This window comes from Rhodococcus sp. DK176, from assembly GCF_038447315.2.
In the GTDB taxonomy this organism is placed as follows: Bacteria; Actinomycetota; Actinomycetes; order Mycobacteriales; family Mycobacteriaceae; genus Rhodococcus_F; species Rhodococcus_F jostii_A.
Map to the genome: position 1 here is coordinate 7,681,208 of NZ_CP118321.2, position 14,610 is coordinate 7,695,817.

The 14,610-nt window shown below is 63.2% G+C and carries 12 protein-coding genes; 7 read left to right on the forward strand and 5 right to left on the reverse strand.

Annotated features, from left to right (window positions below; genetic code table 11):
- Window positions 1-103: 103 nt before the first annotated feature.
- Both PSR88_RS35855 and PSR88_RS35860 read left to right on the forward strand, forming a co-directional pair.
- Entirely contained in the window at window positions 104-679 is a 576-nt protein-coding gene (locus tag PSR88_RS35855) for a CGNR zinc finger domain-containing protein (RefSeq protein WP_011598808.1), read from the forward strand.
- 577 nt (window positions 680-1,256) lie between these two features.
- Window positions 1,257-2,486: an MFS transporter gene (locus PSR88_RS35860; RefSeq protein WP_016880290.1), complete on the forward strand. Its 1,230-nt coding sequence runs from the start codon at window positions 1,257-1,259 to the stop codon at window positions 2,484-2,486.
- On the opposite strand, the gene PSR88_RS35865 is transcribed toward PSR88_RS35860, so the two are convergent.
- Together PSR88_RS35865 and PSR88_RS35870 are read right to left on the reverse strand one after the other, a co-directional pair.
- Window positions 2,469-2,978, reverse strand: coding sequence for a helix-turn-helix transcriptional regulator (locus PSR88_RS35865; protein ID WP_009480352.1), 510 nt, complete (start codon window positions 2,976-2,978; stop codon window positions 2,469-2,471). The two genes, PSR88_RS35860 and PSR88_RS35865, sit on opposite strands and share 18 nt — an antisense overlap.
- Window positions 2,979-3,800: 822 nt before the next feature.
- Window positions 3,801-4,694, reverse strand: a complete 894-nt coding sequence (locus tag PSR88_RS35870; protein ID WP_011598812.1) for a dihydrodipicolinate synthase family protein — start codon at window positions 4,692-4,694, stop codon at window positions 3,801-3,803.
- A gap of 290 nt (window positions 4,695-4,984) precedes the next feature.
- Between PSR88_RS35870 and PSR88_RS35875 the strand changes: the two genes are divergently transcribed.
- Both PSR88_RS35875 and PSR88_RS35880 read left to right on the forward strand, forming a co-directional pair.
- Window positions 4,985-6,478, forward strand: coding sequence for an MDR family MFS transporter (locus PSR88_RS35875; RefSeq protein ID WP_011598813.1), 1,494 nt, complete (start codon window positions 4,985-4,987; stop codon window positions 6,476-6,478).
- Between the two features lie 980 nt (window positions 6,479-7,458).
- Window positions 7,459-8,034, forward strand: a complete 576-nt coding sequence (locus PSR88_RS35880; protein ID WP_011598815.1) for a GNAT family N-acetyltransferase — start codon at window positions 7,459-7,461, stop codon at window positions 8,032-8,034.
- 86 nt (window positions 8,035-8,120) lie between these two features.
- Here PSR88_RS35880 and PSR88_RS35885 read toward each other — a convergent pair whose 3' ends face one another.
- From PSR88_RS35885 to PSR88_RS35895, 3 genes are all read right to left on the reverse strand, one after another.
- Window positions 8,121-9,524, reverse strand: a complete 1,404-nt coding sequence (locus PSR88_RS35885) for an FAD-dependent oxidoreductase (RefSeq protein WP_029537732.1) — start codon at window positions 9,522-9,524, stop codon at window positions 8,121-8,123.
- 16 nt (window positions 9,525-9,540) lie between these two features.
- Entirely contained in the window at window positions 9,541-10,428 is an 888-nt protein-coding gene (locus PSR88_RS35890; protein WP_011598817.1) for an AurF N-oxygenase family protein, read from the reverse strand.
- Window positions 10,429-11,546: 1,118 nt separating this feature from the next.
- On the reverse strand, window positions 11,547-12,185 hold the full coding sequence (locus PSR88_RS35895; protein WP_011598820.1) for a TetR/AcrR family transcriptional regulator: 639 nt from the start codon (window positions 12,183-12,185) through the stop codon (window positions 11,547-11,549).
- 239 nt (window positions 12,186-12,424) lie between these two features.
- Here PSR88_RS35895 and PSR88_RS35900 point away from each other — a divergent pair, with 239 nt between their 5' ends.
- From PSR88_RS35900 to PSR88_RS35910, 3 genes are all read left to right on the forward strand, one after another.
- On the forward strand, window positions 12,425-13,045 hold the full coding sequence (locus PSR88_RS35900) for a hemerythrin domain-containing protein (protein WP_237723798.1): 621 nt from the start codon (window positions 12,425-12,427) through the stop codon (window positions 13,043-13,045).
- 786 nt (window positions 13,046-13,831) lie between these two features.
- Entirely contained in the window at window positions 13,832-13,903 is a 72-nt protein-coding gene (locus tag PSR88_RS35905) for a hypothetical protein (protein WP_378589100.1), read from the forward strand.
- A gap of 338 nt (window positions 13,904-14,241) precedes the next feature.
- Window positions 14,242-14,571 carry a VOC family protein gene (locus tag PSR88_RS35910; protein ID WP_011598824.1) on the forward strand — a complete coding sequence of 110 codons (330 nt, stop codon included), beginning with the start codon at window positions 14,242-14,244 and terminating at the stop codon, window positions 14,569-14,571.
- Window positions 14,572-14,610 lie beyond the last annotated feature (39 nt).

Sequence of the window (14,610 nt, forward strand, 5' to 3'; positions counted from 1 at the left end):
GAGACCTCCTGGCCATCGCGGAACCGGCTACAACCTATCGAGAACCGTCTAAGACGGTTCTAACATGTCTTCATGTCTGTGCGCAACCTGCTAAGGTGGTTCCATGCGTGCCGAGTTCCCTGACTTTCGCCTCGGTAACGTGCTAGCGACCAGCTTCACGGCGACTCTGACGGAGCGTCGTGGCGACGCTGTGGAGCGCATTCCCACGCCGCACCGACTCGTCGACTGGCTGGCAGTGAACGGCCTCGCCGTGGACTCCTGCACCACCGCTCAGCTCGAACTCGCTCGGGAACTGAGGGAGTCGATTCACGCCGCCGCGACAGCGGCCGCGATCCAGGACGCTCTCCCCGGATCTGCTGTCCAAGTCATCAATGACTGCAGCGTTCAGGGTCGGGCCGCGGCAATCCTGACGCCCGAGGGCAATCGTCAATGGCGGCTCAGCTCGGCGTCCTGCGTGGAAGACGCCCTCAGTGTGATCGCCGCTGACGCGATCAGCATCATCGCAGGCGAACGAGACGGGAAATTGGCCTTGTGCGCATCGCCAACCTGCCAAGCCGCCTTCTTCGACACCAGCCAAAGTCGCTCCCGCAAATGGTGTGACATGAACACGTGCGGGAATCGTCAGAAGAAGGCGCGCTTCAATGCCAACCGGCGCAAAAACGTCGGATCAACGAAGTGATCGTTACCTCGGCACATCCAAGTGGGCCCCACGCCTGCGACACATCTGTCGCGGTGGGTGCACCCCAACGGCACCACTGAGAGCCGTCCGTCGCCTTCGATCAACGTCCTCAATCAGTACGTCTAGGTTACTGATCGGCGACGTTCATCGGCTCGTCGCAGTCGGGGGTGTCGGCGAGTAGGTATGGAGGTCTTCCAGGATGGAAGTTATCCCTGCACTGCACATCTGACAGACCTCGGCCGAAGCGATCAACGGGCGCCTCGAGCACCTCCGTCCTGGGCTTCCGCAACCTCACCAACTACATCGCCCGGAGCTTGCTGGAAACCGGTGGATTCAGACCCCCTCACATTCGATGAGCCGCATACGCTCCCAATCGAGGACCTCGGGGGACAGGTAGGCGTCCGCTGGAAGCGTGCATGCATCTGAGAGTCGTTCCTGGAGCCCGGAGTCCAGCGCAACGGCGGCGAGGGGTGCGGGCGCGAGGGCGGCGGTGGTCGCGAAAATTGTGTGGACGTTTGGCTTTGTTGTGTGGACGATTGGTCCCGTTTTTCTAACGCATTCTCGGAACGATCAAAGGATGACAACAAACATCGCGCCTGAAATCCTCTCCCCGCGCCGCTCCGAGCGCGCTGGGTGGGCGGGGGTGCTTATCCTCATGGCCACCAGTTTTACGCTGGTGCTCGCTGAATTTCTTCCGCCCAGTCTGCTGACCCAGATGGCAGCCTCACTTGACATCACTGAGGGTCAGGCGGGACAGACGGTTACCGCGACGGCGTTCATGGGGTTTTTGGTGGCCCCCGTTGTTGGCATGATGTTTCCCCGGCTGGACCGGCGAACGCTTCTGACTGGGGTTGCTCTGACCGCTGCGGTGTCCAATATTCTGGTCGCCATCTCACCCAATCTCGTGCTGTTGCTCGTCGCCCGGTTGATCCTTGGGGCCGCGATCAGCGGATTCTGGGCAATGTCGCTGGCGATCGTCTCCCAGCTGGTGGCACCGGAACGCCTGGGCCGTGGCCTCATGCTCGTGAACGGTGGCACCACCGTGGCCACGGTCGGCGGAGTGCCGCTGGGTGTCTACCTTGGCTCCGTGTTTGATTGGCGCGCGGTATTTGTCGGTGTAGCCGTAGTGTCGGTGCTGGTCGCTATCTTGCTGCGCACCGTGTTGCCGGCAATCGCCCCTGCCACCACCACGGGATTCCGTGAGTTGGCAGACACCCTCAAGGTGCCCGGCCTGTCGCTGGGTCTGACAGGGCATGTGCTCACCGTCCTTGGCCACTTCGCCGCGTTCACCTATATTCGGTTGGCATTCGAGCAGGTGCCCGGCATCGGCGCGGGCGGAATCGCGGGGTTGTTGGCGGCGTTCGGTATTGGAGGCCTTGCCGGAAACGTCGTCGTCGGGCTGCTCGTGGACAAGCACCTGAACCTGATGCGTCTGGTGGTGCCTGCACTCATCGGCTTCGGCATCGCTACAGTGGCGTTCTTCCCTGGACAGTTCTGGGCCGTGGGGGTAGGCGCGACAGCATGGGATGTTGGATTTGGGGCATGGTTGCTGGTGGTCAGCACCTGGATCGGGCGGCTCGCTCAGGATCGGATGGAATCCGTAGGCGGGCTGATCGTAACCGGATTCCAGATTGCGATCACTCTGGGAGCGGGACTCGGTGGCGTGGTTGCCGATAACGCCGGAGTCCAGATGACATTGATTGCCGCCGCACTTGCTTCTCTCGTTGGTGGAACCCTATTCCGAATGGCCAGGACGACAACAGCAGGAAGCTCGAACGCATCGACGGACCTAGACGGCAGGAAGTAGGAGGGACCGCTGTTGTCCGCGCCAGGCAGCGGGCGCGGACCCGGTGTGCCGTCGAAACGCGCGCCGGAAACCGGCCTCAGATTCGTACCCGAGGCGGTGGGCGGTTTCTGCGATGCTCAGCCCGTCACGGATCAAAAGCGTTTTACTGGTCTCCATCCGAACGTCGGTCAAATATGATGCCGGGGTTTGACCTACCAGAGTGGTGAAGCGCACCGCGAAGGCTGATCGAGACATGGTTGCCACCTGCGCCAGGTTCTGCACGGTCCACGGATCCCCGGGACTCTCGTGGATCGCATCGAGCGCGCGAGCAATGAACGGGTCCGACACCTGGTGCAGCCACCGCTCGGGAGCGCAGCCGAGCTCCGCCCAAAGCCGGATTGCGGACGAGACGATGGTGGTGGAAATGAGGCTGCACACCACCGCATCACCTGCACGATTGAAATCGGAAGCGTTGGCTTGTCCGCTGAGCATCCCCTCGATGAGCATCGCCATATTTGGTTCACGTACAGAGAACTCCCTCACCAACAGAGTGTTGGGGAAAGTGCCGAGAGTCTGAGCTGAGCCACCCGACGGCAGAAACCATGCGTTGATAACGTTGCACTCGCGCCTGGCGCGGATCTCAGCTCGGTGCGCCCGGGGGTAAATGACTAGGTCACCGGCGGAAAGTTCGCTTCGTTCTTGGCCTACTCGGAGTGCTGCAGTTCCTGCAGAAATGTAGGAGAACCCGGCAGAGTCATGCACCCGCGCGACTCGTTCACCCGGCGCAAGCAACTCACGCTGTGCAGCCTGAACGGGCCAGTCCAGCGAGGCCAACGCACGATCCAAGGCCCCCATCTGCCGGGGCTCGTTCTCTAATACTTTGAACACCGCAGTGCAACTCCGTAACCGCTCGAGAATATTGCTCGACCGCCCTCGAGCGCCAAATCTCGTCGTAGAAGGTGCTGTTGGACTGCCCCATTCACCATGTCCTCACTTGTGAGTAGGTGTCTTGTCCGGTCTGTGCACGCTTGACTTGTTTCGATGACCGGCAGTAGCGGCAGGGCTGTAGGTACTCGCATATAAGTAGTGCACGAATAGATAGCGTACGCTACATGTTGGGATGGACTTGACCGAGGGGGCATGACGGGTCGCCGATGCCCCCGGCTTCGTCGCCAACCGTCTGCAGTTCGCGCTCTACAAGGAGGCATTGGCGATCGTCGAGGGATGGAACTGCGACACCGGAACAGGTCGACGCTGTCGTCAGCAACACTTTCGGCAGGTGCCCGCGTTGTCGGATCCGAGGTTCGGTTGCGACGATGTATGCCTCGCCGGGGGTCACAGGAGATCGTCGACCTGCTCGAGCGCGGTGGCGACCCTTGAACGTGCGGCCTCGGCAAGACCGCATACCGGCTGGGGGAGATTGGGTGATTCGACGAGGCCGAGGTGTTCGGCGATGGCGGATACCACGCGGAGGCTTCCATGGGCGCGGAACAATTCCCAGATGGGTTCGAGTCGATTCGACAGCGCGGTGGCAGTATTCCGGTCGTCGTTCTGAGATGCGCGGGTAAGTGCCAGGCACGGCTTGGGCAGCACCCCGGCAAGCACGCTGTACCAAACGTCGCAGCCGGCGTTGAGGCCGGTCGCGGCGAAGGCGTCTCCGCTGACACCGATCGTGACCGTCGACGGGATCTGAGATCGGAGGGATTTCACTCGACCGGCTGCCTCGGCGGGGTCGACGGGGACACCGGGAATCTTGATCGATCCGATCTTCGGAAGTTCGGCGATGCGGCCGTGCAGTTCATCGGTGAACGTGAAGTGGGTGGTACCGGGATTGTCGTAGATGCACAGCGGCACGGACAGTTCACGCGTCACCGCTTCGTAGAGGCCGAACACTTCCTCTGCGGTCAGTTGTTGGTAGGACACCGGTGCCAGCAGCACCGCGTCGGCGCCGGCATCTTGTGCGTCTTCGGCGAGGGCGCGGACGTGTGCGGTGCGCAGCGAGCCGATACCGATCATGACTGGTGTGGTGCCCGCTGCGGCCACGGCGAGCTGTGCGACTCGCTTGCGCTCTTCTCTGGTCAGGTAGGCGTAACTGCCGGTGGACCCGAGGGCGCTGATGGAATCGACCCCCGCGTCAGCCAGGCGCGAGACAATTCCGGAGAACGCGGACTCGTCGATTTCCGTCTCGCTCATGGGCGTAAGGGGGAAGGCGGACAGTCCGGTGAACATCGGTCGAACCTCGATTCGCTCTGGCGTGCAATGCGACCACTATCGTCCACATATAGGGCGGTCGGGCACTCAGGTAGTCGCAGAGCTTCCATTCTTCACCCATACGGTTCTCACTTGACCCGCGGCGATGTCTGTTTTGTCCGTTACTTGCGCGGGTCTCGACGGTGGTTGGGGGAGCCCGGAAAAACAATTGGCGGCAGAACCGGCGGTCGGTAGATTCAGTGGCTGCCCAGCTTCTGTTCCGTCGTTCGCCGGGACGTCCCCAGCTCCCACCATCCGAAAGGTCCACCGTGACCGAACCCACTGGCCTCGTGAACGACGAGGCGAGAGCCGACGACCGAATCGAACGCCGACACCTCCAGGTGATCGGTGTCCTGTTGGTGGCCAGCTTCGTGGTGATCCTCAACGAGACGGTGATGAGCATCGCCATCCCGGTCCTCCAGGTCGAATTGGGCGTACATCCCAGCGTGGGGCAGTGGCTGACGACCGCATTCATGCTCACGATGGCGGTGATCATCCCGCTCACCGGCTATCTCATCCAACGCATCCCCACGCGCACCCTGTTCGTGCTCGCCATGTCGCTGTTCACGGCGGGAACGCTGATCGCGTTCGCCGCACCAGGCTTCGGTGTGCTGCTGTTCGCCCGCATCGTGCAGGCCTCCGGGACAGCCCTGATGCTGCCGCTGCTGATGACGACGATCATGACGCTGGTGCCGCCCGCCCGTCGCGGTGCGATGATGGGCAACATCTCCATTGTCATCGCGGTTGCGCCTGCTCTCGGCCCCACCCTGTCCGGTTTCATTCTCGACCACTTCGGGTGGCGTTGGATCTTCGGATTCGTTGCCCCCATCGCGTTGGCCACATTGGTCCTCGGCGCACGATTCGTTGTTTCGGTATCCGAGACGACGAAGGCCGGCATCGACATTCTGTCGATCCCCCTGGCGGTACTCGGATTCGGTGGCCTGGTGTACGGCCTGGTGAGCATCGGCGAATCGGCCCAGAAATCCCCGACGATCCCCGTGTGGGTGCCGTTCCTCATCGGTGCGGCCGCGATGTCCGGGTTCCTCGCCCGACAGTTCCGGCTGCAACGCGAGGACCGCGCCCTGCTGGACCTGCGCGTGTTCGGATACCGCCAGTTCAGCATCTCGGTCGTGGCGATGCTGGTCGGCATGGCAACGATGATGGGCACCTTCATCATCGTTCCCTACTTCGCGCAGTCGGTGATTCACCTCGATCCGTTCGAAACCGGTCTCATCACACTGCCCGGCGGCCTTCTGATGGGTCTGGCGGGTCCGATCGTGGGCCGCGTCTACGACCGGCGCGGTCCTCTCGTGCTGGTCATCCCCGGCTCGATCCTCGTCAGCATCGGAGTGTGGATGTTGACGACGTTGAACACGTCCACCTCATTGTGGTGGTTGCTGTTGTCGAACATGGCGCTGTGCCTCGGCCTGGCGGCGACCTTCACACCGCTGATGACGTCGGGATTGGGATCGGTGGCCGCTCACCTGTATGCGCACGGCTCCGCAGTGGTGGGCACGTTCCAGCAGGTGGCCGGCGCCGCCGGTACGGCACTGTTCGTCACTGTAATGACGGTCATAGCCTCACGATCCGGTCACCCCCACGACTCACCGGACGCCATCGCCGAGGGGGTGCGAATGGTCTTCGTTGTCGCCGGGATCCTCTCATTCGTGCTGATCGCCGCATGCGCCTTCGTGCGCAAACCGGCGGATCCGGTAGAGCACGCACACCCTGCATCGGTGGATGCGCCCGCGCTGGGGACCTGAACGGTGGCGCGTGCTGAAGGTTGGCGCCCGAGCCAGAGTTCGAGCCGCCTGGATCGGGTGTGCTTGCCGGAGGACTGCGAACGTCGGGAAGATCTTCGGTTGATGCGTATACGAATTCTCCGCAGTTGTCGTGGTCGACGCGGATCAGTGACCCGGCGATCGCGGCCTGCTCGGCTTCGGCCGGCATATTGCGCTGGGCCTGCAGACAGTTCTTTGGCAGCTTCTCCTCGGACTGGCTGTTCTGATCTGTTCTGATCTGTGTGGGCGGGGCATTGGCCTTTCGGACACAGTGCGCGCCTCGTCGATCGAATGCCCAATTCGCGAACGAAGTCCATCCGCGCAGTTGGTGCAGACGTGAAGTACCCGGCCCAACGCGGCGATCAGTTCGGGGACAGTGGGCGCAGGAGTCGAGCGTTGAGGTCGACTTGATCGTGTGTCGGCCGGGCCGCCCATGACTGTGCGTGGGCATCTACTGGCGACACGAGGGCGGGCGCGTCACTGATCATCGATCACTGTCAGTGGTTTCGCCGCCAGCGGTGCGCGGAGCATTTCAGTGGCCAGTTCCCTCGGTGGATGTGTTGTGGATGTCGCCGATGACGGATTCGTTCTCGCGGTGCCGCGGTCACCTTGGCGTGACAAGCCGGCCGTTGTCGTCGCCATGAGTGACGGCCGCCGGATTCCGTGCGCCCATACCAGCCTCGTTTGAACGATCTCTCACCGATCCGTAACCGGCGAGGGTTCCGCGATCGGCGAGCGCGGACACTGTGTGATGACGACTGGTCTTGCGGTCAATCTCCTGGACACGTTCCCTGGCCGCAAGTTGATCGTTGCGACGGTCTGCGAGTGGTCTCACATGAACTGGAAAGTGCGGGCGCTTAGCCTTTCGGTCCTCGACGTGCATTCGGTGCCGGTTCGGAACAACGTGGTGGTGGAATGGGGTGTGAGCCGTCTTCGGTTCGGTGACGGGAAAGGTGACCGCGATGACAGGTGCATCGCCGGACGAGCGTCCCTCCTGCGCTGCGGGTTCCGAGGGACCGGAGCAGTGGCGGCTCGAGTACGTAACGGATCTCGGCGCCGCCGTTGATGTCGAGTCGTTGGTTCAGGAGTACTGGGGTTGGGCCGGTGAGCGATTGGCCGGGATGCTCGGTCGCCCTGTGCGGGCGGATTCCGCAGATCGGATGCACCGTGCGTTCATGGCGGAGCTACCGACGATCATCGCGCCCCGGGGCCGATTGTTGGTGGTTCGAAGCCAAGATGCGATCGTTGGAATCGCCATGCTCAAGCCGGTCGATGATGTCACCGCCGAGCTCAAACGGGTCTATGTTCGTCCCGTTGTTCGAAGCGGCGGTGTGGCGCGGGCGCTGGTGGGGCGGCTGCTCGATGATGCACGCAAGGAGGGGTTTGTCACGGTTCGTCTCGAGTCGCTTCGTTTCATGACGGCGGCGCATGCGTTGTATCGGTCCGAGGGATTTGTGGAGACGCCGCCGTTCGCCGGGTCGGAAGCGGGGAGCGCCGGGCTCGAGTCAGCGGCGGTGTTCATGGAGTTGGTCCTGTAGGTCGGCCGGCGGCTAACCACGGGGTGCGATCTACCGCGTCCGAAAGGTGACGCGGTCGCACACTGACTGGAGTGGTGGCGCGGGCGTCACACCCGCGCGTGCAGGTCTGCGGCGAGTTGTGTCACGGTTCCCGTGGCGCAGCTGCGGTTATCGCCGACGCCGCCGGAGGCGCCTCGTTTCGCCCAGCCGACGACATACAGTCCGTCGAGCGGTTCGCCTGTCTCGATGGAGATCACTCGTCCTCGGCGGTTGGGCACGACCCCCCGCTCGTCCACGGGGATGCCGTCGATCTGCTTGGTCGTGAATCCGGTGGCGCGTATCGCGGAGTCCGCGAGGAACGTCCGACCGGTCGTCGTGGTGACCGCGACGCCGCCGGCCACTGTCTTCCCGAGATCGGTCACCTCTTGTCCGAAAGACAACACCACGCGTAGCCTGCCCGCTTCGGTGGCGGTCGGTCCGTCTGCCGCGCAGATATCGGCCGTGGGCAGGGCGGAAATGGCACGTTGCAGCGGGGCGTCTGCACCGGCGCCCGGCGGGCGGCCGGAGCGGTCGATCAGCACCTCGGCGTTCTCGAGGTCCAGAAGCTCGTATAACGCCGACGGCGTGAAGGACGCGCGTTCGGGGGCCGATCGCGACAACACGACCACCTCCGTCACCGGTTGGGCCGCGGCACCTCGGTCGCGTGTCTTGGCCATCCATCGGATGACATCGAAGGCGACGTTCCCCGCCCCGATCATGAGGGATCGCGGTCCCAACGGCCCGCGGGGTCGAAAGCCGGATACTCCACAGTTCTCGGCCACCAGAATGTCGATGGCCTCATAGACACCGTCGCCGGGATCCGCAGTCGGGGGTCCGAGTCTGCGCGGTTGTGAGGCGCCACACGCTAGCACGATGGCGTCGAATCTGGCCCGGAGGTCGTCGACCGAGACATCCACACCGACTTCTGTGTTGTGGATGATCGTGACGCGATCGTCGTTGAAGGGCACGTCGAAGAGCCGGATCATGTCACGAACGCCGACGTGGTCCCGGGAGACGCCTCGGCGCAGCAGGCCCCCGATTTCGCCGTGCTGCTCGATGACGGTGATGCGTACCGAGGTCGATCGCCGAAGGAGTTCGCGAACGGTGTACATCGCCGCCGGCCCGGATCCGACGACGGCGATCTTCAGCCTGTCGCTGGGCCTGCCCAGTGGTTGCTCGAAGCGGATCCGCCGCGCACGGGGTCGGGACTTGGCGGGAGTCTGCTCGAAGTATTCTGCGTTGCGGGCCGCGTAGGGCCGTTCGGTGATGGTCAACGTCCACTCGGGTTTGATGGCAGACGCGGGGCAGGCCTCGACGCATGCGGTGCAATCGATGCACGAGCGCGGGTCGATGAACAACGTTTCGGCCGACTCGAAACCCGCTTCGCCGGGGGCGGGATGAATGCAGTTCTGCGGGCACACTCGCACGCACGAGGCATCCTTACAGCAATGCCCCAGGACAACGTGGGTCACAACGACTCCTGCTTGTTCAGAGAAGATTCGATTTTCGGTAGATCCATCGCGCGCCGAAATTCAGCAGCCCTTCTTTACTCAGGAATTCGATAAACGGTTCTGCGGCCCTGCGGAACATTATCCGATGGTGTTCGTTTGCGGCGATTTCCGGTCCCACAATCTTCCAATCCATGCCGAGGTCCTCGTACATTCGACGATTGATCAGGCTCTTCGCGATGAGATGTGTTCCCATCGCGATGATCAGGGTGCTGATAAACCGTCGGACGCGCGAAATCTTGGTCAACCGAGTGCGGATTTGTTGACGCGCGTACGCCATGTGCCGGGCTTCCTCGACAACGTGGATATAGCAGGCCCTGCGGATGGGCGCGGCGACGTCTTCGCTCGCCATCCAGTCGCGTTGCATGACGTCGAAGATCTCTTCTCCCGCCAGTACGATTCCGTACGTCACCTCCTCCCACGCGATGGTCCTGAAAAGCCATCCGAAGAAGTCCAGTGAGCGGTCGCGTCTATAGAAGTGCGATCCGATGCTGTCGATGACGTTGACGAACATCAACGAATGCAGGTTCTCGTCGGCGCATTCGTTGAACAGGAACTTGACGTCCGGGCGGGCGGGGTCAGCACTGTGGCAGGCCCGCAGCAATGCCACCTGCAATCCCACCTCCAGCCAGATTCCGACGCCCAGGAACTGTGCGACCTCGCTTCTGGTGAGGCGGACGCGATCGGGCTCTGTCATGGAGTCCCATGTAGCGGTGCCGAAGAGAGGCGACCATTCGGGTGTCATCCCGTGCAGTTCGGCGCCGTCTGAATCGGGTTGGCAAACCAGCGGGTCCCGCGAATCGAATGAGAGGCGCTTGGCCGATTCCAAGAGTGTCTCGAATATCGCGTCGCTTCCGGAAGTCGTCATCCTTCCTTTACTCCTATGTCCTATTCCATCGAATCTCGAATCGATTAGTTGGCTATTGTGATTTTCTCGAGCTCAAGAAAGTCACCCTCGTACTTTGTCTCAACTGTGTTGCGCCCGGCATTCGCGCCGGTTACGGCAGCAATCGCAGAACTTGCAGCAGCGTACCTCGCCACCGACCCGGCGATCAGGTTGCGGCATCCATTGGATTGATCGTGAATGTCTTGGAGTTCTTCATGAGAATTCAAGTTACATGCAGTTGTTCGGGAAAGCCGTGGCCGATAACGCCACGGATCGACATGCGCTGCCGCTCTCGAAACGTGTCGATGCTGCTGGCGGCCACACCGTCGGCGGCGTTCCCCGAACCGGACCCGTTCCACCACCTCGGCGTCGGTTCGGGTGTGGCGGCGAGAGTCGGCGATCGTGTCCTGGGCCGCCGGGCTGCGGTAGTCGATGACGCCCGCGTGGTCGCGGCCCGGTCAAGAGCGCCTGGTATCCGCGGCGCACTGGAGCCGCGCTGTGGTCCCTGTCCTGCCATCGGACCGTCGCTTCTGTAGGTAGAGCTCCGGCTGTGGTCCTCGGGTCGACCGCAGCCGCCTCGCCGGACCCGCCTGCTGGTCGCGGGTGCCGAGTTCACCGTTAGCCGTTAGCCGTTAGCCGTCCGCTGTCGACTGGGACGGGGACGGCGGGAGTGGGCGCAGTCACCGTAGATCGGCTCCCATCGGGCTTCGGCGCCAGCGCGGCGAAGCAGATCGGTCAGGACCGCGGGTTGATCGTCCAGCGCCGCCGCCAACACGGCGAATCCCCCAGACCGAACGTCGAGAAACCACCCCCGAGCTGGCTATTGAGGTCAGTCTGGGCGTGGTTTAACGTGGATGGTGCGAGCCGTATCCCGTCGGGTCGAGACTTGACATTCCGGGATACGACTCGCCTTGGGAGCAGACCAGCTCTCGAGGCTGAGGTCTGATGAGTGGCCCAAGCTCGTTTCGTTCGTCCGGTCGTTGCAGTCACAACGACCACGCACTGCCGTCGTGAGAAGCGCGAATCAGCAGTGACACGTGAGGGGAGTGACGAGAGATCGTCACGCACCGCTCTATGGACGCCCGTGGGGTGCGCCCGACCTACGGGCAGAGGGCGGCGATGACGGTTCGTGTCAGCCAGCTCGCGTACCTGTCGGGCGTCCATTCCCGCTCGAGTACGAGTCGTTCGTAGGTATCGATCGCGAGGTAGTTCCACAGCACGTCGCGCACCTCGTCGAGTTCGACGCCCGGCCGAAGTTGGCCGGTGTCCAGGAAGTGACGCCCGACGATCGTCATCCCGGTCAGTCCTTCGTCGCTCAGTTGTCGCCAGACCGGGACGAGCGAGTCGTCCACGTGTCGGCCGTCGCGGATGAGAATCTGCACCTTCGCCGAGCGCTCCTGTCGCTGCGCCAGTCCGTGAATGAACATCTCGATCTTGCGGCGCACGTCCGGCTCGGTGAACATCGCCTGCTGCTCTGGACGGTCGACGACCCGCTCCGGTTCGTCGTCACCCGCGATCACGAGATCGAACACCGCCTTCGCGAGCGCTGCCTTGCTGCCGAAGCTCTTGTAGAGACCTTTCACCGAGACATCTGCCCGCTCGGCGACGGCCGCGAGGGTGGTGGCCCGGAAGCCGTCTCGCTCGAACAATTCCTTTGCGGCCAGTACCACGGCTCGCCGGCGTGTGCGGGCCTGCTGTCGTCGGCCGGAGGCGTCGTAGTGCCTCTTGATTTCGACCATGACCGCTCCCATACTTTTGAGTGCAACCTGATTGAACCTAATTTAGCGCGATCAGGAAAGCACCTTCTCCTCACCCCGAAGAAACCACGGAAGGAGAGGGCCATGGGGACCAACCTGCATGAGCCCGCCGACACCCGAAGCATGGGGATCGTTCACAGCGATCCCGCATCGCCCTCGAGGCACCGCCCTATCCGGACCGGAAACGTCGCCGACAGCTCGCCGCGCACGTGCTCTGGCTGATGCATGTGCTGCATCTGCATCACATTGCCGAGGACACCGGACTGTGGCCGTTCATCCGCGCACGAAACCCGTCCGCGAGCACGCTGCTCGACCAGATGGATGCTGACCACAAACGCATCGCTCCCGCGATCAGCGCCCTCGAGGATGCCGCCCGGGCGTACCGCGCGAACGAAACGTCACGGACACAGCTGCTCGACGCGCTGGCCGCGCTCGAGGCGGTTCTGCTCCCTCACCTGCGGCGCGAGGAACTCGACATGATGCCGGTCGTCGCCGCCACGATGACCACCGCCGAGTACCTCACCATCGAACAGGAGTTCTTCGTCAAACCGAAGGGCTTCCGGGAACTCGGTGCCGAAGGGCCTTGGATCATCGACGGTCTCGACCCGGAGGGGCGCGAGGTGATCCTGCACGTGATCCCGGCCGTTCCACGTTTCGTACTTCTCCACACCTTCGGCTGGGGCTACCGCCGCAAGGCCACCCGGCTGTGGGGCCACGGGCCCGCGACCGCCGTGCCGTCGCTGAGCCTGGCAACGATGGAGCGCAATTGCCGGGAGCCACCGTCGAGCGCAACCAGCGAGATCGCCGACCATACTGAGGTCGTAGATTCTTCCCCAACGTAATCAACCGGTCTCTGCTGTCCACGCATCTACAGTAGTCTTCTTGCCAGACAGGGCATCTCATCACGATGCTGCGGAAGAGCTCGAGGGCTGCGCGGACGCACGGTGCCGCTTCCCGTACCCGGGACCGTGCGCTGGACGACGGCGCCGCGGGCAAGGCGTTCATCGGCCCGTGAACGCGCCACCATGGTCGGTGTTGGCCAAACATGGCCGCGCGAGAAGGCTCGTCGGAGAGATCACGATAGCGATAGCTGAACTGCGAGAATGGATCGTGGGTCGGGCCCGCACCACCAGTGGATCCATGTCTCGGATTCTGCGCCTCGCCTTCGTCGGGAGGAAGGGGATGCGTGACGGTAGTCGCTGATCAAGTAGCCGACGACCATACCGAGCATCGCGGTCTGCAATGCCGGGATGCCCCCTGCTAGCCGTGCTCGTCCTCGGCTCGCTGTGCGCTATTGCATTGAATGACCGCGCTCGACTTCCATACCTGCAAGTGCGTCCCACTGCCGAACCATCCTCTCTAGCAAGGAGTTGCACGACGGACCACATGAAGCACCAGCTCCACGCGGTCGAGGTTTCCAAGCACGCGGTGATCGACGGCAACCATCCGTTCGGGTCCATCCTGGTGGACGACAAGGGCAGTGTCCTGCCAGGAACTCCCTGTCGTACTGCTGGGAGGACCTGCGCATCAAGACCGTTTCCGCGTGGCCGGTGCAGTCACTCGTGGTGACCTCGATGTTCCCCTGCTCCAGCACCTGCACGCTTTACACAACAGCCGAGCCCTGCTCGATGTGTGCAGGTGCCATCGACTGGGGCAATGTTTTGCGCCTGGTGTACGGCATCACCAGAAGATCGAGATGATCGGCCCAATCCCGGAAGTGGCAGACGCAGTCCTGGAGCCGCACCGGACATACTGGACGCAGAAGAGCTGACTCTGACACGCCGGCACTTACGGTGCCCGCCCGGCAATGGTGTACCCATCCTCTGTTTCGGTCGCGATAACGAGGGGGTCCGCGTAGCCGCTGCCGGAAACCCCGGCCGTGACGGCGCCACACTTCGAATGTGGCCGAGATGGCGTCCCTCGAGGGTGTCGTTCTTCGTCAGGATTCGAGAAGCGGCATCACCGATTCGCGCATAGCGTGGTGGGCATTGCCGAAGAAGCGGTCGCCGACGACCGCCGTATCCCGAAGGAGACGAACATGAGCCCCACAATCCGCAGCCTGGTGATCCCGGTATCCGACCTGGACGCCGCCAAGGCGGTCTACACCGCGCTGCTCGGCGCACCGCACACCGACGAGTCCTACTACGTCGGGTACAACGTGGACGGCTTCGAAGTGGCCTTGAATCCGGGGGAGGAGACCGCCGGACCGGTTGCCTTCGCCGACGTCGAGGATCTCGACGCGACCCGCGAAACTCTGCTTGCCGCTGGCGCGACCGAGCGCAGCGCCCCGCGTCAGGTCGCACCCGAAACGCGGATTTGCGTGCTCGCCGACGCCGACGGCAACCCGATCGGACTGCGCGGCCGGTAGCCATGGCGTGGCCGGGCTCGGCCTCGTGAGTCGCCCGCG

Excerpts from the sequence above, each read along its gene's own strand:
- PSR88_RS35860 (WP_016880290.1), top strand. The coding sequence starts at position 1,257 with ATGACAACAAACATCGCGCCTGAAATCCTCTCCCCGCGCCGCTCCGAG.
- PSR88_RS35910 (WP_011598824.1), top strand. The coding sequence starts at position 14,242 with ATGAGCCCCACAATCCGCAGCCTGGTGATCCCGGTATCCGACCTGGAC.
- PSR88_RS35895 (WP_011598820.1), bottom strand. The coding sequence starts at position 12,185 with ATGGTCGAAATCAAGAGGCACTACGACGCCTCCGGCCGACGACAGCAG.
- PSR88_RS35855 (WP_011598808.1), top strand. The coding sequence starts at position 104 with ATGCGTGCCGAGTTCCCTGACTTTCGCCTCGGTAACGTGCTAGCGACC.
- PSR88_RS35880 (WP_011598815.1), top strand. The coding sequence starts at position 7,459 with ATGACAGGTGCATCGCCGGACGAGCGTCCCTCCTGCGCTGCGGGTTCC.
- PSR88_RS35870 (WP_011598812.1), bottom strand. The coding sequence starts at position 4,694 with ATGTTCACCGGACTGTCCGCCTTCCCCCTTACGCCCATGAGCGAGACG.
- PSR88_RS35890 (WP_011598817.1), bottom strand. The coding sequence starts at position 10,428 with ATGACGACTTCCGGAAGCGACGCGATATTCGAGACACTCTTGGAATCG.
- PSR88_RS35865 (WP_009480352.1), bottom strand. The coding sequence starts at position 2,978 with ATGGCGATGCTCATCGAGGGGATGCTCAGCGGACAAGCCAACGCTTCC.
- PSR88_RS35900 (WP_237723798.1), top strand. The coding sequence starts at position 12,425 with ATGCATGTGCTGCATCTGCATCACATTGCCGAGGACACCGGACTGTGG.